This is a genomic window from Maribacter antarcticus DSM 21422 (genome assembly GCF_000621125.1).
GTDB classification, from domain to species: Bacteria; Bacteroidota; Bacteroidia; order Flavobacteriales; family Flavobacteriaceae; genus Maribacter; species Maribacter antarcticus.
The window spans coordinates 218,494-243,871 of record NZ_JHZC01000004.1; the positions used below are offsets into that span (position 1 = coordinate 218,494).

Sequence of the window (25,378 nt, forward strand, 5' to 3'; positions counted from 1 at the left end):
TTTTAGTTATGCTCTAAATTCAATAAAATTTGAGTCGATAGTTTTAGTCGCTCTCTACAATATCCTCAATACTTCTGGCTAGAACAAAATCCTTTTCAGTTACGCCATTGGCATCGTGGGTATTTAACCTGATATTTACTGTTTTGTAAACATTACTCCAATCTGGATGATGTCCTTGGGCCTCACATTCGAATGCTATACGCGTCATAACGGAGAAAGCTTCTTTAAAATCCTTGAATTCAAAGGTTGTTTCTATGGCGCCGTCTACATATTCCCAGCCGTCAAGTTGACTTAGGTAATCTTGTATTTGTTTGTCTGTAAATTTTTCCATGGTATTGGTTTTAAAGAATTTATATTAATTTAAAACGTGATTTTCTATAATCTCTTGGTATGTAAACTGCAGGTTTTTTGGCAGTTTATTCGCTTTTGGTAGCACGGCCAAATAGCGGTCTTCATTTGTGGTATACACTCTTTTTAGTACCGGGTTAAAATTTCCTACTCGATCCATAACTTCTTTTATAAAATCTTCGTGGTGTACTAAATCGGTGCTGCCCAAATGATAAATACCTGTTTGGTTTCTGTTGATAAGATAATGAATTTGCTGTGTTAGTTTATCATCACTACTTACATTTAGAATTAAATTTGGAAAAACCTCTATCGGTTCATTGTTTAGGGTTTGGTTTTTCATTTCTTTTATTCTTGGTGAGCCGTTTCCAAAAACCATAGGTATACGAAGAATACCTGCTTTATTCTTTGGCAACCGGAGTAACATATTTTCAATCTTTATCTTTAACCGTCCAAAAACGCTCTCCGATAGTGTTTTATCCGTTTCGTACGAAGGATATTTGCTGTACGCGTCAAATACATTAGCAGAGGATAAGAAATATAAGCTGCACTCATGGTCCGTTATATACTCCGATAGGTGTTGGTGTGCGATTACTTGCGCCGCAAAATTTCCTCGTAATGCCGATATAATGACCTGTGGCCTAACTTTTTCTAAAAGATGGAAGATGTCGTCATCTTCAAGGTCATACCTGAAAAATTGTTTATTAGATGCGAAAGGCTTGGTGGCATGGCAGTAGGTGCCATAGGTGTCAAAGTAGTTGCATAGCTCCTTGTATATGGCATTGCCAAGGAATCCGCTACCTCCAAGTATGAGTATTTTTTTATTTTCCAAATTAGAATATAGATAATTCGGTCAGTGTCGTTAAATGTTCGAGGGCAGCCATTCCTCTGGCAGAATTCCCTTTTTTATTAAGTGCAGGAGACCATGTTGCTACACAAAAATTATTAGGTAAAAGCGCTACAATACCACCACCTACACCACTTTTTCCCGGTAGGCCAACCTCAAAAGCAAACTCGCCTGCCTCGTCATAAAAACCACAAGTAAGCATGAGGGCATTGATTCTTTTTATTTGATTGATATTTAGGTATGTTTTATTTCTTTTGCATTTGCCTCTATTTATAAAAAGATAAAATGTATCGCAAAGCTGTACACAATTCATGTGTAAAGAACATTGGTGAAAGTAAAAATCCAAAACGTCTTCCACATCGTTAGTAAGGTTTCCGTAGGATTTTAGCAAATTGGCTGCCGCGAAGTTCTTAAACCCGGTCTTCCTTTCAGATTTAGCCACCTTCTCATCGTAGGATATCGATGGGTCATTGGCAAGGTCCCTTATAAATGATAAAAAATCTGCTTTGGGGTTTTCTAACTCCGAGACCAGAATATCTGCAATCACAATTGCCCCTGCATTTATAAGAGGATTTCTTGGAATTCCGTCTTCGAGTTCTAAAAGGGATAAATGGTTAAATGGGTCGCCTGAAGGTTCTACATCTACACGTTTCCAGACAGCTTCATTTATGCATCGCATAGCCAATGAAAGGCTTAGCACTTTAGAGATACTCTGTATAGAAAAACGTTCTGTACAATCTCCTACAGCATATTTATTTTTTTGGATATCCAAAAGATGAATACCAAATTTAGAGTTGCTTACAGCAGCCAATTCTGGTATATAGGAAGCTACATTACCAGTATTTGGAAGTTTTAAAACATCTCGGTGAATAGTGTCTAAGTGTTGTTGAAAATCTTGCATTATACCTTATAGAAAGGAAGTTTTACTATGGTTGCTGGAATAGCTTTTTTTCGTACTTGAATTTGGATTTTACTACCTACTTGGGAAAGAATCGCAGGAACATAACCCAAACCGATACCCTTGCCCATCGAAGGCGACATCGTACCGGACGTAACGACACCTATTTTTTTCCCTTGTCCGTCCACAATATCATAATCGTGTCTTGGTATACCTCTTTCGTCCAATTCAAAAGCAACCAGTTTACGTTCAGGGCCATGTGCTTTTTCTTTGGCCAAGGCCTCACTGTTTATAAAGTCTTTTGTGAATTTAGTAATCCACCCCAGTCCGGCTTCTAGTGGGGAGGTAGTATCGTTTATATCGTTGCCGTACAGACAATACCCCATTTCTAAACGCAGGGTATCTCTTGCTGCCAAGCCAATGGGCTTAATACCAAAATTTGCACCTGCTACAAAAACCTTATCCCAAATCTGCTTTGCTTCGGAGTTCTTGCAATAAATTTCAAAACCACCAGATCCCGTGTATCCTGTAGCAGAAATAATAACGTGGTCTACACCTGCAAAATCGGCCACTTCAAAATTGTAAAACTTTATATTGGATAGGTCTACCGAGGTAATAGATTGCATAGCTTCAATGGCTTTTGGGCCTTGAATGGCCAAAAGTGAATACTCTTCAGAAATATTTTGCATTTCTGCACCTATTGCTTCGTTGTAGGTGCTTATGTGTGCCCAATCTTTTTCTATATTGGAAGCATTTACCACGAGTAAATACTGCTCATCCTTTAGTCTGTAGATAATAAGGTCGTCTACAATACCTCCTGTTTCATTAGGCAAACAACTGTATTGCGCCTTACCAATAACGAGTTTGGAGGCATCGTTAGAACTTACTTTTTGGATAAGTTCCAATGCTTTTGGTCCGCTAATCAAAAATTCTCCCATGTGGGACACATCAAAAACGCCCACCCCAGCTCTTACGGTTTCGTGTTCTGCAGTAACGCCTTCATACGAAACAGGCATATTGTAACCTGCAAAGGGAACCATTTTGGCGCCTAGGGACTCATGTATTTGAGATAGAGCTGTATTTTTCATCCTCAGAAATTTATCTATTGCAAATTTATAGAATTAATTAGGGAAACCCCTAGTGCCAGTTCTTATGTTTTATATAATTTTTTGACGTTCTTTAAATCGATGATTAGAACAAAGGGGTAATTTTAATTTTTAAAATGAAAGCGATGCTAAGGAATACTTTATTTACTACACTAGGAATTTTACTCGTAATTCAACTCAACGGTCAGGATACGCCGGCCGATTATCTGTCTGCCGATTTTCATAAAGAACGTCGCGAAAAGGTACGCGAAATGATGTCTCCCAATAGCGTGTTGGTGTTTTTTGCCAATCCTGAAAGAAATAGGGCCAACGATGTAGATTATATCTACCACCAAGACCCGGATTTTTATTACCTCACAGGATATAGGGAGCCCAATGCCGTGCTACTTGTTTTTTCCGATAGTCAGCAAAACACGGCGGGAGAAACCTACAACGATCTCATATATGTGCAGGAACGGGACGCGAAGGCAGAACAATGGGACGGCAAGCGCTTGGGCGTAGAAGGGACAAAGGAAAAATTAGGTTTCACTATGGCGTTTAATGGTGATGAATTTTCAACTACTATGGTTGATTTTCCTTCTTTTGATACCGTTTCATTTTTTGATTTTGAGAACGATTATAGGGATAAACGGGGAGCGGCCGATTTGTATGACCTGATTAAAACCTTTAAGGAAAAGGCCAATTATCCGGCGGACTATGATGCCAAGAAACAGGAATTGTATTCCATGATTACCTCTACACCTATTGAAAATAGTGCCAATGTAGCGCAGATTCTGGGACGTTATTTGAATAATTATGCCAATTTAGAGGAGGATGAATTGTTGAAAGGCTTTGTAAGTGCTGCGGACGAAGCCGTGCGTAAGGAAATACGTGAAAAAGTGCTCATTGTTCAAAAAACCAACAACTTGGATTCTTCCATGATTTCCGAAATTATGAATACGCTAAGGGAGACCAAAACGGAAGAGGAACTCGTTTTGTTAAAAAAAGCAATCGAGATTTCTGCGGTGGGGCAAATCGAGGTAATGAAGGCCATGCATCCCAACATGTCCGAAACCGAAATACAAGGGGTGCATGAATATGTTTACAGAAAATATGGAGCAGCACATGAGGGGTATCCCGCTATAGTTGGGGGCGGTAACAATGGTTGTATCTTACATTATATCGAAAATAATAAACCGGAGGTAGGCAACGATTTGGTGCTGATGGATTTAGGAGCGGAATATCACGGGTATACTGCCGATGTAACCCGAACCATTCCTGCGGATGGTAGTTTTTCTAAAGAACAAAAGGTTATTTATGATATTGTTTATGATGCACAGGAAGCCGGTATAGCTGTTAGTGTGGTCGGAGCTTCTTTCCAATCGCCTGGCAACGCGGCCAGTGAGGTAGTGGCCAAAGGTTTGTTAAAACTTGGAATTATAAAGGAAAGGAGCCAAGCAAAAACTTATTTCCCCCATGGAACTTCCCATTATTTAGGCTTAGATGTGCACGATAAAGGCACTTACGGGCCGTTTAAACCAAATACGGTAATTACTGTGGAGCCCGGTATCTATATTCCAGAAGGTAGCGATTGTGACAAAAAGTGGTGGGGCATTGCGGTGAGGATAGAGGATGACATTCTTATTACCGAAAATGGCCCCGTAAATTTATCTGCCATAGCCCCTAGGACAACTAAAGCCATTGAAGCTATGATGAAACAGAACAGTCCTTTAGATGATTTTGTACTGCCCAATTTGGATTAACGATTCAATAAATAGGTTTTTAGTTCATGATAGCTTTTAATGGAAATTGATATTTTTTCTTTGTCCATTACTTTCTGGATTTGAATAGGAATATCCAGTTTTTGCCCAATTGTCTCCTCTACAATATCCAAAAACTTGACGGGATGCGCGGTTTCTAGAAAAACACCATAAACATCTGGATGGTTTTTCTGATATGTTTTAAGGCCTAAATAACCAATAGCACCATGTGGGTCTGCAATGTAGGCGCTCTTTTTATAAATATCTAAAAGAGCCTTTCTCGTTTCTGTATCGGTATAGGAGAAGGAGGAGAGCTGTTTTCCCAGTTTTGTGAAATCGTCTTGGAAGAGATGCCGTATCCGGATAAAATTACTTGGGTCTCCTACGTCCATAGCATTTGAAATAGTGGCTCTTGAAGGCTTGGGATCATATGAACCCGTTTTCATAAATTGTGGTACGGTATCGTTTGCATTAGTAGCGGCTATAAAGTGAGCTACGGGCATTCCTAATCGTTGTGCAACCATTCCCGCGCAGATGTTTCCAAAATTTCCGCTAGGAACGGAAAAAACGATATCCTGTATCGGCGTCTTTTTTTCTTCTGCCGCAATGCGCAGCTGCTTGTAGGCGAACAAAAAGTAAAATAATTGTGGTAGCCATCTTGCCACGTTGATGGAGTTTGCCGAAGTCAATTGCATATTTTGTATCAGCTCATTGTCTAGAAAAGCTGTTTTTACCATGGTTTGGCAATCGTCAAAAGTTCCATCAACCTTCAAAGCGGTAATGTTTTGTCCTAAGGTAGTCAACTGCCGTTCTTGAATATCACTCACTTTACCGCTAGGGTATAGGATGACCACTTTCACACCTTTTACCCCTAAAAAACCATTAGCAACTGCGCCTCCAGTATCTCCGGAAGTAGCCACAAGGACGGTTACTTCATTTTCTTCATTTTTGGAAAAATAACTTAAGCAATTGGCCATAAAACGAGCGCCCACATCCTTGAAGGCCATAGTGGGTCCGTGAAACAGTTCCAAGGTGGCTATGTTTTTCTCTATCTCTACCAATGGAAATTCAAAATCAAGCACGTTTGTAAGAATCTCTTTTAGTTTTTCGTTAGGGATTTCGTCAGATACAAATTGATGAATGGCATTAAAGGCAATTTCCTGATTGGAAATCTGGGTTATACCGGCAAAGAACGAAGCAGGGAGAAGTGTTATTTTCTCAGGAAAATAAAGACCACGGTCTGGCGCAATTCCCTTTATTACGGCATCTTTGAAAGATACCTTAGGAGCTTCTTGGTTTAGGCTATAAAAATTCATGGGCTTGCATCCTTAGTTTTGTTACTTCTTGTTTTGTAGTTGTTTAATACCACTTGTATTAATCTTGGATATGTGTACGTCAAAGTCAATTCCTATTTTTTTATATACCTCTTTCATGGCCTTACCCACTATTTTTGCGGCATGTTCACCTTTGCTAAAAGAAAAAATAGAAGGGCCAGAACCAGAAATACCGCAACCCAAGGCACCGTTTTCTATTGCGGCGGTCTTGATTGCATCAAAACCCGGGATTAAAATAGATCGTATGGGTTCTACAATATGGTCTTCCAAAGATCTACTAATTAAATCGTAATCGGATGTGAACAGACCCGCAATCAAACCACCGAGGTTACCCCATTGCTTGATTCCATCTTCTAAGCTTATGGTGGTTTTTAAGATTTTTCTAGAGTCGGAAGTTTTTACTTCTATCTGTGGATGTATAACTGTTGCGTAAAGATTCTTTGGAGAAGGGATTGGAATAACATCTAAAGGAGAATAGCTACGAACCAAACTAAAGCCTCCAAAAAGAGCTGGGGCAACATTATCCGCATGTGCTACACCACTAGCCAAACGTTCGCCTTCCATGGCGAATTTCACCAGCTCCAAGGTCGAGAACGGGGTATCCAATAATTTATTCATTGCCCAAACTGCACCTGCAGAACTTGCCGCACTACTTCCTATTCCGCTTCCAGCCTTTATTTTCTTATAAATTTCTATTTCAAAACCCCCATCGTAATCGCTTAGAGCTAAGAGTGCTAATCCAGCTACTCCCGCTACGTTTAGGTGCGTTTCCATGGGTAGTTGTTGTCCTTCAAGCTTCGTGATTCTAATACCTTTCTCCTGGGTTTTTCTAACCACCATTTCGTCTCCAATAGTGTCTAATGCAACCCCGAGGACATCAAATCCGCAAGATATATTGGCTATTGTAGCTGGGCAAAAGACTCTAATTTCGTTCATACAAAGTTTTCTGTTGTTTTAATTTTCTGTTCTTTAAAGCGATAACCAAATTAGAATTTATACAAACGCTACACTATAGAGACTTGGAACCCTTATTTTAAAAGTTGCCAATCCGAATAATATCTGCAAAGATACCGGATGCTGTAACATCTGCTCCAGCACCTGCTCCTTTTACAATCAAGGGTTGTGTTGGGTACCTGTCCGTGAAGAATAACACAATATTATCACTTCCTTCCAAATTGTAAAAGTCGTGACCTTTGGGGATTTCCTGTAATCCAACACTTGCTTTTCCATTTTCAAATTGTGCTACATACTTGAGCTTGGTGTCCTTCTCCGTCGCTTGGCTATATATTTTTTGAAAATCTTCTTCGTATTTTTTTAAAGAAGCAAAAAAAGTTTCATTAGAATCAGTAGCTAGGCTTTCTTTAGGAAGAAAAGAATTGTTGCCAATATCCTCAATCTCCAATTGATTTCCGCTCTCACGAGCCAGAATCAATATTTTACGCATGACATCTACACCGCTTAGGTCAATTTTTGGATCTGGTTCTGTATAGCCTTCGTTCTTTGCTTGCATTACTACATCATGAAACGTAGTTGTATTGTTGAAATTATTGAACACAAAATTTAGGCTGCCTGATAATACAGCTTGAATTTTTTGGATTTTATCTCCTGAAGCAACAAGATGTTTTAGGGTGTCTATAATCGGTAAGCCTGCCCCTACGTTGGTTTCAAAAAGAAAGGGAGCATTATAGGTACGTGCTAATTGCTTTAACTCAAGATAGTTTGAATATTGAGAAGAACATGCAATTTTATTACAAGTTACCACCGATATACTGTTTGCTAAATACGCTTTATAGGTCTGGGAAACTGCTTCGTTGGCGGTGTTATCCACAAAAATACTATTACGTAAATTTAATCTGTTCACAGTTTTAAAAAATTCTTCTTTATCGGCCTTGACTCCTTCTGTTAAAAGTGAAACCCAATTTTTTAGGGGAATGCCATTATCGTCAAAAGTCATGGTTCTGGAATTTGAAATGCCTACGACCCTAACATTTAATTTTAGGTTATCTTTTAGATACTTTTTTTGCTTCTGTACTTGACCTAAAAATTTGGAGCCCACATTACCAACGCCCATAACAAAAAGGTTCAGCTGCTTTATGTTCTCCTCAAAAAATTCTTCATGTAAGGCATTCAGCGCTTTCTTTACATCCTTCTCATCAACAACACAAGAGATGTTACGCTCCGAGGCACCTTGTGCAATAACTCTGATATTAATATTATTTTTCCCAAGGGTACTGAACATTTTACCGCTCAATCCTTGATGATTTTTCATATTATCACCTATCAAAGCAACTATGGCTAGTGATGTCTCGGGAACTACCTTATTGATATGCCCGCGCTCTATTAGATATGCGAAGGCTTCGTTTACAGCTTCCACTGCAGCAGCAACATCCTCTGCGGAAATACCGATACAAATGGAATGTTCCGAGGAAGCTTGTGTTATAAGCACGACGCTGATATTGGCCTGGGAAAGAACTTCAAAAAATTGTTTGGATATACCGGTAATACCAACCATACCTGGTCCTTCAAGGGATAGTAATGCTATATGTTCTATGTGACTTATACCACGAACCGTTTTCCCTTTCTCGTTTTTGGATTTAGTAATCAAGGTGCCATACTCAGCTGGACTAAAGGTATTTTTAATACGTATGGATATGCCTTTGGCCAGAACAGGTTGTATGGTTGGTGGGTACAGTACTTTCGCCCCAAAATGGGAAAGCTCCATTGCTTCTTCGTAGGAGATGTGGGCAATAGGTTTGGCTTGTTTTACCATTTTTGGGTTTGCCGTATACATACCACTAACATCAGTCCAAATCTCTAAGACCTCTGCATTTAATGCAGCTGCATATAATGCAGCCGTGTAGTCAGACCCACCTCTTCCTAGTGTAGTTGCATCTCCATCTTCAGATCTAGCAATAAACCCAGGACAGATAACCACCTTGTGATTTGAGGTGTTAAAATAATCGATACAGTTTCTATTCGTTTTCTTTAAATTAATGGTTGTTCTACCATGTGTCATTCCCGTAACAATGAGTTCCCTACTATCTTTATACCCGCAATTAATTCCTTGGCTTTCAAAATATTCACTTATAATATAGGAGGAAAGTAATTCTCCGTAGGATACTATTTTATCCGAAAGCTTTTTAGTGATTTCACCAATGGAAAAAGCACCGTCTAAGAGTGTTTCTAGAACATTGAGTTCTTTTTTTACGTTACTTAATACCTTGCTTTGGTCTGTAACAGGGAGTAAAATTTTAATAGCTTCTAAGTGTCGGTTTTCGATTTGTTTTAGAATACTTTTATAAGAGTTGTCTTGGTTTTTCGCCAGAGTACCCGCATTTATAAGTTCATCCGTAACGCCACCGAATGCCGAAACAACAATGATGATTTTATCAGTATACCCATCGATGATATTTTTTATTTTGCCAATGTTTTCAGGACTTGCAACAGATGTGCCGCCAAACTTTAATACTTGCATACGAGGTAATTATTAACTTTTTATAAATTAAAATTATGATGGTGTAGGAGACGTAGAATACTAGTTTTTAACCCCTAAGGGTAAAGCATGCCTCAAGAGTAACTATCATTTTAATTGCTGTTAAACGAGGAACTGTTGAGCGGAAATCAGTACTAATCATACTATTTGATAAGGGTCAAAAGTAGTACATTTGATTTTCTAAACAAATGATTCCACAATTTTTTACCGAATCGTTATTTTTACCTTAATAAAACTACGGAATGAAGCTTTTTAGTGCGGAACAAATATATGCTGCTGATAAATTCACAATAGAGAAACAAAAGATTACAACCGATGAGTTGATGGAACGATCTGCCGTTCAAATTTTTAAATGGATGCACCTGAGAATGCAAGGGGCTCCTGTAAAAATTCATTTGTTTTGCGGTATTGGTAATAATGGCGGCGACGGGATTGCTCTGGCACGTCACCTTCAAGAGCATGGCTACAATATTGTGGTATATGTGGTTAACTATAGTACCAAACGTTCAAAGGATTTCTTAATTAATTTAGACAGGCTCAAGGACCGAAAAATATGGCCAAACTTCATGGATTCGGATTGTGAATTTCCCGAGATAGGCGTAGATGATATTATTGTAGATGCTATTTTTGGTATAGGGTTGAATAGGGCACCTGCCGATTGGGTAGGAAAACTTATAGCGCACCTTCACACCTCAAAAGCCTTTATACTGTCGGTGGATATTCCGTCTGGCATGTATTCGGATAGGGTTCCCAAAGAGAAGGATGCCGTAGTAAAGGCCAATTTTGTATTGAGTTTTCAGACACCAAAATTGGTGTTCTTTCTGCCTGAAACTGGAATTTTTGTGGACCAGTGGGAAGTTTTGGATATAGGCTTAGATGTTGAGTTTTTAACCAAAGAAGAAACTGATTATACGCTTATCGGTAAAAATGAGGTGCTTCCAATGTATATTCCTAGGCGTAAGTTTTCGCATAAAGGAACATATGGTCATGCATTAATTATAGGGGGTAGCTATGGCAAAATTGGTGCTGTTAAATTAGCCAGTATGGCTGCGTTAAAAATTGGTAGTGGCTTGGTAACTTCTTACGTGCCTACCTGCGGATATGATATTTTACAAACGGCATTGCCAGAAGCTATGGTATTGACAGAAGGAAAAACCACTATCTCTAAAATAGATTTCGATATTACACCCACGGTAATTGGTCTTGGTATGGGAATGGGTATTGCACCGGAAACCATAAAAGGGTTTGCTGCCTTTTTAAAGACGAATACGTTACCCTTAGTTATTGATGCGGATGGTCTAAATATTCTCGCGTTGCAGAGGGAATTGTGCTCCTATCTACCTAAGCAAAGCGTGCTAACCCCGCATCCGGGAGAACTAGAAAGACTGATTGGAAAATGGAAGGATGACTTTGATAAGCTAGATAAAGTAAAAGCTTTTTCCACAGAATTTGATTGTATTGTAATTATTAAAGGGTCACATACCATAACTGTTTACCAAGATAAGGGGTTCGTGAATACCACAGGAAACCCAGGAATGGCAACTGCGGGTTGTGGAGATGTGCTTACCGGAATCGTTACTGGATTAATTGCCCAGGGTTACGAGCCTGTGCATGCTGCTATATTTGGCGTATACCTCCACGGTAAGTCTGCCGACTTACGAATTGAGTTTACGGGGTATCAGTCTTTAATAGCCTCGGATGTGTCAGAAGGTTTGGCAGCTGCCTATTTAGACCTTTTTAAAATGCCAGATGCTGTTCAGCAAACAGAAAGCGAAACTCCTGAATAGTGTTTAGAAAGAACGTTGTTATTAAAGAATCTAACAAGACTAAAAGGAAAATTTATTTTCTTTTTAGTCTTGTTTTTATCCACCTTAACGCATTGTCATATTCAATGAAGAATTTCATTGGCTTCTTGTAGAACAGCTTTTCAATTTTAAAATTGTGCATATCTATTTCCTTCACAGAAACAATAGCAAAAGCTTTAAGGTTATCTAATTCTTTGAGGTAATTATAAATAGTAGGGTCTACAGCATAGGAATTTTTGCGTAAACTTATAAAACCAAAGTTTTTGTTCTTAAAATGTATTTCTGAAATCCCAATAATCTGGTAGGCACGCTCAAGTGTTAACGTTGCTCCTTCATCGAAGATGGAAACCATATAATTCTCGTACACCTGTACTTTGCCAATTTCTAACTGGTATTCCCTAACGATTACTTTTTTTTTCGTTGATTCAACGCCCATTTCGTATATATTATAGTGTCTGATACGAATGTAGATGTATACAGTTAGTGAAAATAAAATATTAGATTAAAGGTCCAAATATCGTTCGTACTGCCTATGGTTATAAACTTTGTGTTTTAATTCTTACTCGTCCTACAAATTGGCACAATAAAAAAAAGCCCCTAGGGGCTTTTTTTGTTTTCTACCCAATTAAGACAGATTTACTCTGTTTTAGAAGATTTCTCTGCTTTTTTGATTTCGATGGTCAATTCTTCTGTTTTTTTGTCCAAATCCATAAAGATGCTATCACCTTCTTGAAGTTTCGAATTTACGATTTCCTCTGCCAAAGCATCTTCAATGTATTTTTGAATAGCTCTGTTCAAAGGTCTCGCACCATACTTTTTGTCAAATCCTTTTTCTGCGATGTAGTCTTTTGCATCATCTGTAAGACTGAGGTCATAACCAATATCATTGATTCTTTTAAAGAGTTTTGAAAGCTCAATATCAATGATTTGATGTATATGTTCTCTCTCCAAAGCATTGAAGACAATGACGTCATCTATTCTATTTAAGAATTCGGGAGCAAATGCTTTCTTAAGTGCATTTTCAATAACACCTTTTTGGTGTGTACTTTCTTGTTCCTTTCTAGCGCCTGTACCAAAACCTACACCTTGTCCAAAATCTTTTAATTGTCTCGCTCCAATATTGGAGGTCATTATAATAATTGTATTTCTAAAATCGATTTTCCTTCCCAAACTATCGGTTAGGAAACCATCATCAAGAACTTGCAAAAGCATGTTGAACACATCTGGATGGGCTTTTTCTACCTCGTCCAATAGAATTACGGAGTAGGGCTTTCTGCGCACCTTCTCGGTAAGCTGACCACCTTCTTCATAACCTACATATCCTGGAGGTGCTCCTACCAATCTAGAAATAGCGAATTTCTCCATGTACTCGCTCATATCAATACGTATAAGCGCATCTTCGGAGTCAAAAAGTTCTTTGGCCAATACTTTAGCCAATTGTGTTTTACCAACCCCTGTTTGGCCTAAGAAAATAAAGGAGCCAATAGGTTTGTTCGGGTCTTTTAGACCGGCTCTGTTTCTTTGTATGGCTTTAGAGACCTTAGCAACAGCTTCGTCCTGTCCAATTACATTGGATTTTATCAGATTTGGAAGCTCTGCAAGTTTGTTACTTTCTTTTTGGGCAATTCTGTTCACCGGTATGCCACTCATCATAGAAACTACGTCCGCAACATTGTCTTCGGAAACGGTTTCTTTGTTCAATTTACTATCGTCTTCCCATCGTTCTTGGGCAATGGCCAATTCTTTTTCTAGACTTTTTTCATCGTCCCTTAGCTTGGCAGCCTCCTCATATTTTTGCTTTTTTACAACGGAATTTTTCAATTTCCTTACGTCCTCTAGTTTCTTTTCTAGTTCTAATATTTGTTTTGGCACATCCATATTAACGATATGTACCCGAGATCCAGCTTCATCTAAAGCGTCTATTGCTTTGTCCGGAAGAAACCTGTCCGTCATATAACGGCTAGTTAGTTTTACGCAAGCTTCTATAGCTGCATTAGTATAACTAACATTATGATGCTCTTCGTATTTACTTTTGATGTTGTGAAGGATTTCTATAGTTTCGGCTATAGTAGTAGGCTCTACTATTACTTTTTGGAAACGTCTCTCTAGTGCACCATCTTTTTCTATATACTGTCTGTATTCATCTAAAGTTGTAGCTCCAATACATTGAATCTCTCCACGAGCCAATGCAGGTTTGAACATGTTGGAGGCATCTAAACTGCCGGTTGCTCCACCAGCACCTACTATAGTGTGTATCTCATCAATAAAAAGAATAACTTCATCATTCTTTTCTAGTTCGTTCATCACCGCCTTCATCCGTTCTTCGAACTGGCCTCTGTATTTTGTTCCAGCTACTAGGGAGGCTAAATCCAGCGTTACGACTCTTTTGTTATAAAGTATACGCGACACCTTTTTTTCTATAATGCGAAGTGCAAGCCCTTCTGCAATAGCACTTTTACCTACACCAGGCTCTCCTATAAGTAGCGGATTATTCTTTTTTCTTCTACTTAAAATTTGTGAAACCCTTTCGATTTCCTTTTCTCTACCAACAACAGGGTCCAACTTATTTTCCTCTGCCATTTGGGTAAGATCTCTACCAAAATTGTCTAAGACAGGTGTTTTAGACTTCTTTGCGCCTTTTTGACCTGAGTTTGCTCCAAAGGTATTTTCTTTTCCTTCTTGGGGCTCACTAGAGTCACTTGAAAAAGATTCTGCGGTAGGACCGTCAACTATATCGTCATCACTAGTTAGCATAAATTTAAATTGTTCTTTTACTCCATCGTAATCTACTTGTAACTTATGAAGTAGTTTCGTCGTTGGGTCATTTTCATTTCTTAAAATACAAAGTAATAGGTGAGCTGTGTTGATAGAGGAGCTTTGAAAAAGCTTAGCCTCTAAAAATGTAGTTTTAAGTGCACGCTCTGCCTGCCTTGTAAGATGAAGGTTTTTTTTGTCTTTTTGTACTCCGCTAGCATTCGGGTTAGATGGACTAAGGATCTCTACCTTTCTACGCAAGTGATCTAAATCCACTTCCAACGCATCCAGAATGCTAATAGCCTTTCCGTTTCCGTCGCGAAGTAAACCTAACATCAAGTGCTCTGTTCCAATGAAATCATGACCAAGCCGTAATGCTTCTTCTTTGCTGTAGGCAATTACATCCTTTACCCTAGGTGAAAAATTATCATCCATAAAATATATTATCAGGTATAAAATTAATAAATCTCATTCAAACGGAAGCAATTACCGTTCCTATAATCGTTAAAGTTTTACAAAATGACTAAAAAGTAAGTCTTTTTATACAATTGGCATGTTCTACAGGATAATATGTTATCCTTTTTACGTGTTAATAAATTATTTGAATAAATACTTTCGCTTGTTCTTTGAAAGGCTTGATTTTACGTATATTGCCACGGTTTTTTATTAATTAAATACAACAAGAATCTCAAATGGCGGACCGTGAAAAATTGATTCCTATAAATATTGAAGATGAAATGAAATCTGCCTACATTGACTATTCAATGTCGGTCATAGTGTCACGAGCCCTGCCGGATGTCAGGGACGGATTAAAACCGGTTCATAGGCGCGTGCTCTACGGAATGCATGACTTAGGAGTTAGGAGCGGTAGCGCACACAAAAAATCTGCCCGTATTGTTGGTGAGGTTTTGGGTAAGTATCATCCGCACGGAGACACTTCTGTATACGACGCTATGGTACGTATGGCCCAAGAATGGAGTCTTAGGTATATGTTGATAGATGGCCAAGGTAACTTTGGTTCTATTGATGGGGATAGTCCTGCTGCGATGCGTTATACCGAAGCGCGTATGCGTAAAATTGCTGATGACATGTTGGCGGATATAGATAAGGATACTGTAGATCATCAATTAAACTTTGATGATTCTTTAAAGGAACCAAAAGTTTTGCCAGCAAGAATACCTAACCTTTTAGTAAATGGCGCTTCTGGTATTGCGGTAGGAATGGCAACAAATATGCCTCCCCACAACCTTACTGAAGTTGTCGATGGTACTATAGCTTATATCGAAAACAACGATATAGAAATCGATGAATTGATAACTCATATAAAAGCACCTGATTTTCCAACAGGAGGTATTATCTACGGCTATGATGGGGTAAAAGAAGCATTTCATACGGGTCGTGGAAGGGTAATGATGCGTGCAAAGGCTACATTTGAAGAGGTTCAAGGTAGAGAGTGCATCATTGTTCATGAAATTCCGTACCAAGTGAATAAGGCCGACATGATTAAAAAAACGGCCGATCTTGTAAATGACAAAAGAATAGAGGGTATTTCAACAATCAGAGATGAATCTGATAGGAACGGAATGCGTATCGTTTATATCTTGAAGAGGGACGCAATACCAAATATCGTCCTTAATACATTATACAAATACACAGCACTACAAACTTCGTTTAGTGTAAATAATATTGCTTTAGTAAATGGAAGACCCCAATTACTAAACGTAAAAGAGATGATTCATTACTTCGTAGAGCACCGTCATGAAGTTGTTGTGCGTCGTACTAAATTTGAGCTTAAGAAAGCTGAAGATCGTGCCCACATATTAGAGGGTTTAATCATTGCGTCTGATAACATCGATGAGGTTATCGCTATTATAAGAGCTTCTTCCAATGCAGATGAGGCGCGGGAGAACCTCATGGAGCGCTTCAAGCTTACAGAAATTCAGGCCAAGGCTATTGTGGAAATGCGTTTGCGTCAACTTACAGGACTGGAGCAGAATAAACTAAGGACAGAGTACGATGAAATCATTTCGACCATTGTAGACTTAAAGGATATATTAGAGAACAAGGACCGAAGGATGCAAATCATAAAGGATGAGCTTTTAGAGGTAAAGGAAAAATATGGTGATGAACGCCGTTCAGAAATCAATTTTGCCGGTGGTGACCTAAGTATGGAAGACATGATTCCTAATGAGCAAGTGGTTATCACTATTTCAAGCGCTGGATATATTAAAAGGACACCTTTAACAGAATATAAAACTCAAAATAGGGGAGGAGTTGGCCAAAAGGCGTCTTCTACCCGGAATGAGGATTTTTTAGAACACCTGTTTGTTGGAACCAACCACCAGTACATGCTATTTTTTACCCAAAAAGGCAAATGTTTCTGGATGCGGGTCTTTGAAATCCCAGAGGGAAGTAGAACATCGAAAGGAAGAGCCATACAGAACCTTATCAACATAGAACAGGATGATATGGTAAAAGCTTTTATATGCACACAAGACCTTAAGGACGAAGAATATGTGAATAGCCATTATGTTATTATGGCAACTAAAAAGGGAACTGTTAAGAAGACCTCTTTAGAGCAATATTCAAGACCAAGACAAAATGGAATTAATGCTATCACCATTAAAGATGGTGATGAATTGCTTGAAGCAAAGTTAACAACCGGAACCAGTCAGATTTTCCTCGGTTTAAAATCTGGAAAAGCTATTCGATTCGAAGAAAGTAAAACCAGACCTATGGGTAGGAATGCTTCTGGGGTTCGAGGTATCAGATTAGCAAATGATTCTGATGAGGTTATTGGAATGGTGTCCGTACATAATTTTGAAGATGAACTTTTGGTCGTTTCCGAGAATGGTTATGGTAAACGATCTAGCATTGAGGATTATAGAATTACCAATAGAGGAGGAAAAGGTGTTAAGACCATCAGTGTAACGGAAAAGACCGGAAAATTGGTTGCGATAAAGAACGTGACAGATTCTGACGACTTAATGATTATCAATAAATCGGGAATAGCGATTCGTATGAGTGTTGAAGATTTGCGGGTAATGGGAAGAGCAACACAAGGGGTGAAACTTATTAATATAAAGGGTAACGATTCTATTGCTGCTGTTGCAAAGGTTATGAAGGATGATGAAGATTTAGATGAGGACGCAATAAATGAGATGGAAGTTAAGCCCGAAGAAGATGGCACGGCAATTGATAAAACTGATACCGATGGTACCGAATCATAAATTTTTAAACACTAATAATTAATTCAATACAAATGAAACGTAAGATTTTAATCGTAGCGGCCTTCTCCTTTACAATTATGGGAATGGCCCAAAAAAATGAGATAAAGGCAGCTGAAAAGGCTATAAAAGGAGGTGATATTGCATCAGCTAAAATTGCACTAGAGGCTGCGGAAGGAACAATTTCTGAAGCTGATGAAAAGTTACAAGCCCAATATTACTTTACTAAAGGTAAAATTTACAACGATTTGGCCAAGAAAGGTGATGAAAGTGCTTACGAGCAAGCTGTGGCCTCATTCAAAAAAATTTTGGAATTGGAAACGGCGACTGGTAAACAGAAGTACACAAGTGAAACTAACCAATACATAGTAGGCATTACTGCCGATTTGGTGAACGGAGCTGTGTCCGATAATAATAATAAGAAATTTAAAGAAGGAGCCGATAAGTTGTATATGAGCTATAAAATTAGCCCAATGGATACTATTTATCTTTACTATGCAGCCAGCAGTGCGGTAAATGGAGGTTTGTATGATGATGCGTTAAAGTATTACATCGAGTTACAGGAAGTTGGGTATGATGGCAGTGCTGTAGTGTATAAGGCCAAGAACATTGATACTGGCGAAATGGAACCAATGCAAAAGAGCCAAAGAGATTTGATGGTAAAGTCCGGAACTTACTCTGACCCTTTAGATGAGAAAGAACCTTCTAAAAAAGGAGAAATTGTTAAAAATATAGCTTTAATTTACTCGCAATTAGGACAGGACGATAAGGCATTACGTGCTTACCAAGCAGCAAGGGAAAGCGATCCAGAAGATGTCAATCTTATTTTAAACGAAGCGAACCTTTACTTTAAACAGGGTGATAAGGCCAAGTTTAAATCACTCATGGCAGAGGCGATAGCTATTGCGCCGGACAATGCCGATCTTTATTACAATGTTGGCGTAATCAGTAGTGAAGAAGGAAATATAGAAGAAGCTCGAGAGAATTATAAAAAAGCTCTTGAAAAAAATCCAGGATATACGAATGCGTTCTTAAACCTTTCAACTACGTATGTGAACGAGGGTAATAGTTTTATTGACGAAATGAATTCTTTAGGTAATTCTCGTGCGGATATCGCTAAGTACGAGGAACTCAAAGCAAAGAAAGATGGGCTATTCCAAACAGGAGCTCAGACGTTGGAGGATGCCTTAAAAACGAATCCAGATAACCAAGGAATATTAACACAGTTAAAAAATATATACGGTGCTATGGGAGATAATGATAACTTTATGAGAGTAAAGAAGTTGTTAGGGGAATGATAGTGTACTATAGATTGAATAAAAAAGGCTTCCATTGGAAGCCTTTTTTTATATCACCTTCTTAATGACCCTTAGGGTATGGGTATAGTTTCTTAGGTCATTGTTGAAAATACCAGTATGGTCTAGCCTGTCTATTCTTACAACACCGTTAACATGAATTATGTAGTTGTTTTCCATGATGATGCCAACGTGGTTTATGATGCCATTAGAATTATCAAAAAAGGCCAAGTCTCCGGCTTCACTTTCTTCCACAAAGCTTAAAGGAGTACCTTGTGTTGCTTGTTTTTCTGCACTTCTTAATAAATGATGTCCGTTTATCTTATACACAATTTGGGCCAAACCAGGAGCATCAATTCCAAACGGAGTTTTTCCTCCCCAAAGTTCAGGAGCGTTTAAATAGAGCAGTGCCGTTTTAATCAAATGCTCCTTATGCTGTTGGGAAGCTATCAAATTCCCCTCAAATTTTAGTATATCTTTTTTTTGATTAATAGCAGAACCTAAGAGCACGGGCATAAGCATCGAGTTTTCTTGTTCTATGTAAGAAATCAAGTCTGCTGCATATTGCTTGGGAGTGTCTTCAATGGTGTCATATTCTTCTTTTGTAATAAAATCTAATTGTCTATTAAGAACCCATCCTTCGTGATTATCAAAAGCTATTCTGATTTTTGACCAGTGTTTTCTAGATTCCAAAACCTTGAAATGCTCCCCATAAAGTAATTGGGTAACCATTTCACCTGCCTCTTCCGTAACGGCTCTAACTGGGACTATGCTTATGGGACAAATACCGTACTGCATGGCTTGTTTTCCGGTAATTATATTCGTTCTATAACTATGGCAGAAGCTCCACCACCACCGTTACAAATTGCCGCCGCCCCTAATTTTGCGTTTTTCTGCTCTAGCACGTTCAACAGGGTAACTATGATTCTGGCTCCCGAGCATCCCAAAGGATGTCCCAAAGAAACCGCTCCACCGTTTACATTCACGTTTTTATCACTCAACCCCAGAAGTTTCATATTCGCTAGCCCAACGACCGAAAAGGCTTCGTTAAATTCGAAGAAGTCTATTTCTTCTAATGTTTTTCCTGCTTTGCTTAGGGCCTTGGGAAGCGCCTTTGCGGGAGCCGTGGTAAACCATTTAGGTTCTTGGGCAGCATCTGCATAACCAGTTATTTTGGCCAAAGGTGTAATATTGAGTTCCTTGGCCCTGTCTAGGCTCATAAGTACAAGTGCCGCTGCACCATCATTTATGGTAGAGGCATTCGCAGCTGTAACAGTACCTTCTTTGGTAAATGCAGCTCTTAATTTTGGAATTTTTTCTAGTACTACATTTTTATACTCTTCGTCCTCTGATACTAAAATGGGTTCTCCTCGTCTTTGTCGAACAGAAACAGGAACAATTTCATTTTTAAAACTTCCATTTTCCCATGCTTGCGCAGCTCTCTGATAAGATTGAATGGCATACTGGTCCTGAGCTTCCCTTGAGAATTCATATTTTTCTGCACAGGCATCCGCACTAACACCCATGGCTTGTTCGTCATAAACATCTACTAAGCCGTCTTTTTGCATACCGTCTACCATGGCAGTAGGTCCGAACTTATTGCCAATACGCATATGAACATAGTGAGGAATCAGGCTCATGTTTTCCATACCACCTGCGACTACTACAGAAGCGTCTCCAAGAGCAATAGCTTGTGCGGCTTGGATTACAGCCTTCATTCCAGAGGCACATACTTTATTGATGGTTGTACATGGAACGGTATCTGGTATGCCCGCAAAGAGCGCTGCTTGCCTAGCTGGAGCCTGTCCGGTTCCGGCCTGTACCACGTTACCCATAAATACTTCATCGACCAGTTTTGGATCCAACCCAATTTTTTCTAAAGACCCGCTAATGGCAGCAGCACCTAATTTTGGGGCAGGCACAGTGGATAAAGATCCCATGAAACTACCTATAGGTGTACGTACCGCAGAAACAATAACAACCTCTTTCATTTTTGAACACGTTTATGTGTTGCGAAATTAGTAAATTCTTAGGCAACCTTATGGTAATACCTTTGATTCCTTATAATGACGTTATAATTTTCTATTTTTGAACTATATAAATGAAACCTAGACCTTTTGGACAATCTATATAAAAAACAGTCACACATATATAAGTTCTTCCTTTATATGGTATCTGTGGGCTTTATTGTTTTCTTCTTTCCGAAAGGTGGTAAATTCAAATACGAGTTCCAAAAAGGAAAGCCCTGGCAATTCGAAAATTTATATGCACCGTTTGATTTTTCCATCCAAAAAACAGAAGATGACCTAGCTAAGGAAAAGCAAAAAATTAAAGATAATCAAACTACCTACTTTAGGTATAATGAACAAACAGTCCAGAATGTTTACAATTCGTTCGATTCAAAGTTTAGTTCACAATGGCAGGAAAGTAGCTTAAAACAAAATCAGAAGAATAGATTAAAAAGGTCTGCAACAGCTATTCTAGATTTTGTTTATAAAAACGGTATTCTTGATCCTTTGGAAACTAGGCCTAAGGGGAATTCTATTTTTCTAGTAGTTAACAACGAGGCAAGAAAAGTGTCTGGTTCTGATTTTTATCGGATTAACGAAGTGGAGGAAGTAATAGAAAAGATACTTTCCAAACGGAGATTATCGATGTTTAATGATGAATTTAAGGCATTGTTTTTTGACTTGGTGACACCGAATGTTACCTTGGATAAAGAACTGACTAGAAAAACCTTAGAGGATGCACTTTCAAAAATATCGTATACCAGGGGAACCGTAGACGAAGGAAAGTTAATTATTGCCAAAGGTGAAGTGGTTGAGGTAGATAATTTAAAGATACTAGAGTCATTAAAATCTGAATATGAGTCCGACCTCTGGACCGACTCCAATTCTTATTACATACTTGTTGGCTATACAGTGTTGGTTGCACTAGTACTTTTAATGTTATTTCTATTCCTTAAAAAGTACCGAAAAGAGGTGTATGATAATAACACAAAAGTAACCTTTATTTTTTTCAATATCTTACTGTTGGTATTTGTAACGACCTTGGTTATTAACTATAATGAAGCTTTGGTATTTGTAGTTCCTTTATGCATTCTCCCGTTAATTTTAAAAACCTTTTTTGATGCACGTTTGGGACTCTTTGTACATGTATTAACTGTATTAATTCTGGGTTTTGTGGTTCCCAATAGTTTCGAATATATATTTTTACAAATTATAACAGGTATCGTAACTATTCTTACAGTTTCCGAGCTTTATAAGAGAGCGAATCTGTTTGTATCGGTTGGGCAGATTACGTTGATTTACATTGTAGCATATTTAGCCTTCCATACCATTCATGAGGGTAATTTGAACAATATCGAGTGGTTCACCCTTAGTTTATTTTTGTTGAACGGGATGATTACACTTTTTGTTCAGCCGTTAATCTATATTTATGAAAAGATTTTCGGTTTGGTTTCCGATGTTTCTTTATTGGAGCTGTCCGATACGAATTCAAAATTATTGAAAGAACTATCCAATAAGGCTCCAGGAACGTTTAATCACTCCTTACAGGTTGCTAATTTGGCAGAAGCCGCTGCTAACGGAATTGGTGCCAATGCTATGCTCGTTAGGGTAGGTGCGCTCTATCACGATATTGGAAAAATGGAAAACCCTACCTATTTTACCGAAAATCAAATTACCAATGTAAACCCCCATGATGAAATATCACCGAAAGAAAGTGCGCGTATAATACTTGATCATGTAATTAAAGGTATCGAATTAGCTAGAAAAAATAACATTCCTGATAGGGTTGTAGATTTTATTCGCTCGCACCATGGTACCTCCTTGGTTTATTACTTTTATAAGAGACAATTGGAGCTAGATAATGATGCAAATGAAAGTGATTTTAGATATGCTGGCCCGTTACCATTTTCTAAAGAAACAGCTATACTTATGATGGCCGATTCGGTAGAGGCAGCTTCAAAGAGTTTAAAGAATCCTACATTTTTAATTATCGATGAGTTTGTGGAAAAAATTATTGTGGGTCAAATGAAATCTGATCAATTTGTAAACGCAGATATCACGTTTAGGGAGATAGAGACCATAAAAAAAATCTTTAAGCTCAAGCTTACAAATATTTATCATTTAAGGGTGGAATATCCGGAATAGGATTATTAATTTGAAGTATTATATGTTGGATTTGTTTAGGCTTTTAGCTACAATACAACCAATTATCTATAATTATTTATACCATTGGACGAATTTTAAAATAAAATCTAAGGTGAAATATTGGTCCTTTGATTTAAGGAATTACATAGCATGCTGATTTTCAAGTCTATTTAAGTTATATGTTAATAGGTTTGAAAAAGAGAATCAAAAATTTATTAAAAATCCATCAAAATAGTTGTTTTATTGTATAGTAAAAATGTACATTTGCAACCGCTAACAAGCGAAGTTCATACAATTAACTAGGAGAGGTGCCTGAGTGGCCGAAAGGAACGGTTTGCTAAATCGTCGTACCCCAAAAGGGTACCCAGGGTTCGAATCCCTGTCTCTCCGCAAAGGTCTGTGTGAGAAGACAGATTTTTTAAGATAACCGTTTTCGGGGTGTAGCGTAGCCCGGTTATCGCGCCGCGTTTGGGACGCGGAGGTCGCAGGTTCGAATCCTGCCACCCCGACAAAAAGGGTGTCATTTGACACCGAAACACAGCTAATCTTATGAAAATCAGTGATTTTTATTGATATCATAAGATTAGCTTTATTATCAAATCAAAGGTTACCTAAATTATTACCAAGATTTTTACTACATTGGTAACTCCCCAGATTAGACTTTCGTAATGATTTGACTCTCGTAAACAAATCTATTATTAATTTAAACCGAGAGTTTATGCAGACTTCAAAGATTTTTAGCATTTATTTTTGGTTGAGTATGGCCAAGAAAAAAGATGATTTCGCCCTTATTTATGCACGAATTTCGGTTGATGGTAAACGTGCGAAAATCAGTTTAAAATGTAATACCTCGGTGAATGTTTGGGATGCTTCCAGTGAAAGAATCACGGGCACTACCAGAAGGGCATAACTACTCAATAGTTATTTAGACGAGGTCTACAAGCAAATAATTGAAGCGCATAAAATTGCTTTCCGAAGGAAAGATGATAACGGCACAGGCCATAAAAGCCCGTTATTTAGGACAAGACGAACAGTATAAGAGTTTGAAGGAACTGATTTCCAATCACAATACAAATATGGATTTCTTATTGGAATATGGTACTATGAAAACTAGTATTCTACTGAGCGGTATCTGCACAAGTTTTTAAATGACAACTTTAAGACCCCCGACATCTACTTAAAACAATTGAACTATCGATTTATAGTAGATTTCGAACAGTATATTTTAAGATATCGACCAGAGAAAATTAGAAAGGCCTGTTCCAATAACGGGCCTATAAAATATTTTGAACGCCTAATAAAAATAACCAAGCTAGCCTTAAAACTAGAACGGTTGGAAAAAGACCCGTTCAAGTATTTTTAAACTCAACTATTTAAAGCATGATAGAAGTTATTTAAACGAACGTGAATTGGAACTAGTTGAGGAAACGACGTTCAAAGCTGAAGGTTGTGAAAAAGTAAAAAACATTTTTCCATTCTCATACTTTACAGGGCTAATTTATATGTATGTTAAGGGGTTACTTACTAAATAATTCGTGCTTGTTATAAATCAAAGCCATTGGTTACATACCAAAAGAGCAAAAAAAGATAAAATGGTGAAAACTCCTTTACTACTGAAATCAAAAGTTATTATTGAAAAGTATAAAGAGCTTATGCTTATGGAAGGTAATGGTAAATTACTTCCAGTTTTCAGTAACCAAAAGGTGAACAGTTATTTGAAGGTAATTATCCATTCCTTTAGAATTCATAAGAACATTACTTTCCATTCTGCCTGTCATATTTTTGCGACATAAGTAGCACTTTCATGGTGTACTTATAAGCACCATGTCTGGGAGTCCAATATCACCTATATAATGACTAAATAGGGATGTATCTGACTGCGATTATCTATCTGTTGCATAGAAACGTCGCAGGAGGGTCGATGGGCGAAACCTTAAATGCAAGTGACACTATAATCTCTGCTCGGAATATGGCCGTTAAGTCAAGTAATAGAACAAAAGAACTCATACCTCATTCCGATAGGGTATCTCAATATGCCAGTTATGGATTTACCCATATCCTGAAAATCACAATGCCCTTATAAAACAAAGTAGGAGTAGAAAAGATAATCCTTGGGACAATGCGGTGGCAGAATCATTTTTTAACAGTTTAAAGGTAGAATGGTTATACAAACATAACTATGAACTTAGATTGGAAGCAGAGCTATCTGTCTTAAAATGGATAGAAAATTGGCACAACAGAAGAAGAATGCACCCTTCATTGGGGTATAAAACCATAGAAGAATTTGAAAACGATATATATAATCAACAAATAGTAGCATGACTCTTATCTAATTGTCCATTTTTTTGTTGCAAGTCTAAACTTATTTTATTTAAAGTATA

The 25,378-nt window shown here is 38.1% G+C and carries 21 protein-coding genes and 2 tRNA genes; 12 read left to right on the top strand and 11 right to left on the bottom strand.

Annotated elements, in window-relative coordinates; translation table 11 throughout:
- Window positions 1-43: 43 nt before the first annotated feature.
- The 4 genes from Q360_RS0101000 to gcvT are packed head-to-tail and all read right to left on the bottom strand — an operon-like array spanning window position 44 to window position 3,178.
- Window positions 44-331: a 4a-hydroxytetrahydrobiopterin dehydratase gene (locus tag Q360_RS0101000; RefSeq protein WP_027075429.1), complete on the bottom strand. Its 288-nt coding sequence runs from the start codon at window positions 329-331 to the stop codon at window positions 44-46.
- A 24-nt stretch (window positions 332-355) separates the two neighbouring features.
- The gene (locus tag Q360_RS0101005; RefSeq protein ID WP_027075430.1) at window positions 356-1,177 is read right to left on the bottom strand and encodes a sugar nucleotide-binding protein; all 822 of its coding nucleotides are present in this window, start codon (window positions 1,175-1,177) and stop codon (window positions 356-358) included.
- A gap of 1 nt (window position 1,178) precedes the next feature.
- Window positions 1,179-2,093 (bottom strand): glutaminase, encoded by a 915-nt coding sequence (locus Q360_RS0101010; protein WP_027075431.1) that lies wholly within the window; start codon window positions 2,091-2,093, stop codon window positions 1,179-1,181.
- The gene (gene gcvT, locus Q360_RS0101015; RefSeq protein ID WP_027075432.1) at window positions 2,093-3,178 is read right to left on the bottom strand and encodes a glycine cleavage system aminomethyltransferase GcvT; all 1,086 of its coding nucleotides are present in this window, start codon (window positions 3,176-3,178) and stop codon (window positions 2,093-2,095) included. Before gcvT ends, Q360_RS0101010 begins: the two co-directional genes overlap by 1 nt.
- Before the next feature lie 134 nt (window positions 3,179-3,312).
- Between gcvT and Q360_RS0101020 the strand changes: the two genes are divergently transcribed.
- Window positions 3,313-4,938, top strand: a complete 1,626-nt coding sequence (locus Q360_RS0101020; RefSeq protein ID WP_027075433.1) for an aminopeptidase P N-terminal domain-containing protein — start codon at window positions 3,313-3,315, stop codon at window positions 4,936-4,938.
- On the opposite strand, the gene thrC is transcribed toward Q360_RS0101020, so the two are convergent.
- The 3 genes from thrC to thrA all read right to left on the bottom strand — a co-directional run bounded on the left by thrC (window position 4,935) and on the right by thrA (window position 9,744).
- Window positions 4,935-6,251, bottom strand: coding sequence for a threonine synthase (gene thrC / locus Q360_RS0101025; RefSeq protein WP_027075434.1), 1,317 nt, complete (start codon window positions 6,249-6,251; stop codon window positions 4,935-4,937). The genes Q360_RS0101020 and thrC overlap by 4 nt on opposite strands.
- 21 nt (window positions 6,252-6,272) lie before the next feature.
- On the bottom strand, window positions 6,273-7,205 hold the full coding sequence (locus Q360_RS0101030) for a homoserine kinase (RefSeq protein ID WP_027075435.1): 933 nt from the start codon (window positions 7,203-7,205) through the stop codon (window positions 6,273-6,275).
- Between the two features lie 97 nt (window positions 7,206-7,302).
- Window positions 7,303-9,744: a bifunctional aspartate kinase/homoserine dehydrogenase I gene (gene thrA / locus Q360_RS0101035; RefSeq protein ID WP_027075436.1), complete on the bottom strand. Its 2,442-nt coding sequence runs from the start codon at window positions 9,742-9,744 to the stop codon at window positions 7,303-7,305.
- Window positions 9,745-10,004: 260 nt separating this feature from the next.
- Here thrA and Q360_RS0101040 point away from each other — a divergent pair, with 260 nt between their 5' ends.
- The gene (locus Q360_RS0101040; protein WP_027075437.1) at window positions 10,005-11,549 is read left to right on the top strand and encodes an NAD(P)H-hydrate dehydratase; all 1,545 of its coding nucleotides are present in this window, start codon (window positions 10,005-10,007) and stop codon (window positions 11,547-11,549) included.
- 52 nt (window positions 11,550-11,601) lie between these two features.
- Here the strand turns inward: Q360_RS0101040 and Q360_RS0101045 are convergent, their stop codons facing one another.
- Window positions 11,602-12,003, bottom strand: a complete 402-nt coding sequence (locus Q360_RS0101045; protein ID WP_027075438.1) for a hypothetical protein — start codon at window positions 12,001-12,003, stop codon at window positions 11,602-11,604.
- 200 nt (window positions 12,004-12,203) lie between these two features.
- Complete coding sequence (locus tag Q360_RS0101050; RefSeq protein WP_027075439.1) at window positions 12,204-14,756, bottom strand: ATP-dependent Clp protease ATP-binding subunit; 2,553 nt, start codon at window positions 14,754-14,756, stop codon at window positions 12,204-12,206.
- A 257-nt stretch (window positions 14,757-15,013) separates the two neighbouring features.
- Between Q360_RS0101050 and gyrA the strand changes: the two genes are divergently transcribed.
- Both gyrA and Q360_RS0101060 read left to right on the top strand, forming a co-directional pair.
- Window positions 15,014-17,551, top strand: coding sequence for a DNA gyrase subunit A (gene gyrA / locus Q360_RS0101055; RefSeq protein WP_027075440.1), 2,538 nt, complete (start codon window positions 15,014-15,016; stop codon window positions 17,549-17,551).
- Between the two features lie 32 nt (window positions 17,552-17,583).
- Complete coding sequence (locus Q360_RS0101060; protein WP_027075441.1) at window positions 17,584-18,846, top strand: tetratricopeptide repeat protein; 1,263 nt, start codon at window positions 17,584-17,586, stop codon at window positions 18,844-18,846.
- A gap of 48 nt (window positions 18,847-18,894) precedes the next feature.
- On the opposite strand, the gene Q360_RS0101065 is transcribed toward Q360_RS0101060, so the two are convergent.
- Window positions 18,895-19,641, bottom strand: a complete 747-nt coding sequence (locus tag Q360_RS0101065) for a C40 family peptidase (RefSeq protein WP_027075442.1) — start codon at window positions 19,639-19,641, stop codon at window positions 18,895-18,897.
- Between the two features lie 17 nt (window positions 19,642-19,658).
- Window positions 19,659-20,834 carry an acetyl-CoA C-acyltransferase gene (locus Q360_RS0101070; protein WP_027075443.1) on the bottom strand — a complete coding sequence of 392 codons (1,176 nt, stop codon included), beginning with the start codon at window positions 20,832-20,834 and terminating at the stop codon, window positions 19,659-19,661.
- Between the two features lie 177 nt (window positions 20,835-21,011).
- Between Q360_RS0101070 and Q360_RS0101075 the strand changes: the two genes are divergently transcribed.
- From Q360_RS0101075 to Q360_RS24310, 8 genes are all read left to right on the top strand, one after another.
- Window positions 21,012-22,997 (top strand): HD family phosphohydrolase, encoded by a 1,986-nt coding sequence (locus tag Q360_RS0101075; RefSeq protein WP_084273327.1) that lies wholly within the window; start codon window positions 21,012-21,014, stop codon window positions 22,995-22,997.
- Window positions 22,998-23,299: 302 nt separating this feature from the next.
- A tRNA-Ser gene (locus Q360_RS0101080) sits at window positions 23,300-23,387 on the top strand.
- Between the two features lie 44 nt (window positions 23,388-23,431).
- Window positions 23,432-23,506 (top strand) — tRNA-Pro (locus Q360_RS0101085).
- A 209-nt stretch (window positions 23,507-23,715) separates the two neighbouring features.
- The gene (locus tag Q360_RS24295; protein ID WP_027075445.1) at window positions 23,716-23,907 is read left to right on the top strand and encodes a hypothetical protein; all 192 of its coding nucleotides are present in this window, start codon (window positions 23,716-23,718) and stop codon (window positions 23,905-23,907) included.
- Window positions 23,908-23,947: 40 nt separating this feature from the next.
- On the top strand, window positions 23,948-24,145 hold the full coding sequence (locus Q360_RS24300) for a hypothetical protein (protein ID WP_027075446.1): 198 nt from the start codon (window positions 23,948-23,950) through the stop codon (window positions 24,143-24,145).
- A gap of 23 nt (window positions 24,146-24,168) precedes the next feature.
- Window positions 24,169-24,360, top strand: a complete 192-nt coding sequence (locus tag Q360_RS27320; RefSeq protein ID WP_394331935.1) for a phage integrase SAM-like domain-containing protein — start codon at window positions 24,169-24,171, stop codon at window positions 24,358-24,360.
- Between the two features lie 504 nt (window positions 24,361-24,864).
- Window positions 24,865-25,080, top strand: coding sequence for a hypothetical protein (locus Q360_RS25570; protein ID WP_156949966.1), 216 nt, complete (start codon window positions 24,865-24,867; stop codon window positions 25,078-25,080).
- 41 nt (window positions 25,081-25,121) lie between these two features.
- Entirely contained in the window at window positions 25,122-25,319 is a 198-nt protein-coding gene (locus tag Q360_RS24310) for an IS3 family transposase (protein ID WP_027075448.1), read from the top strand.
- Window positions 25,320-25,378 lie beyond the last annotated feature (59 nt).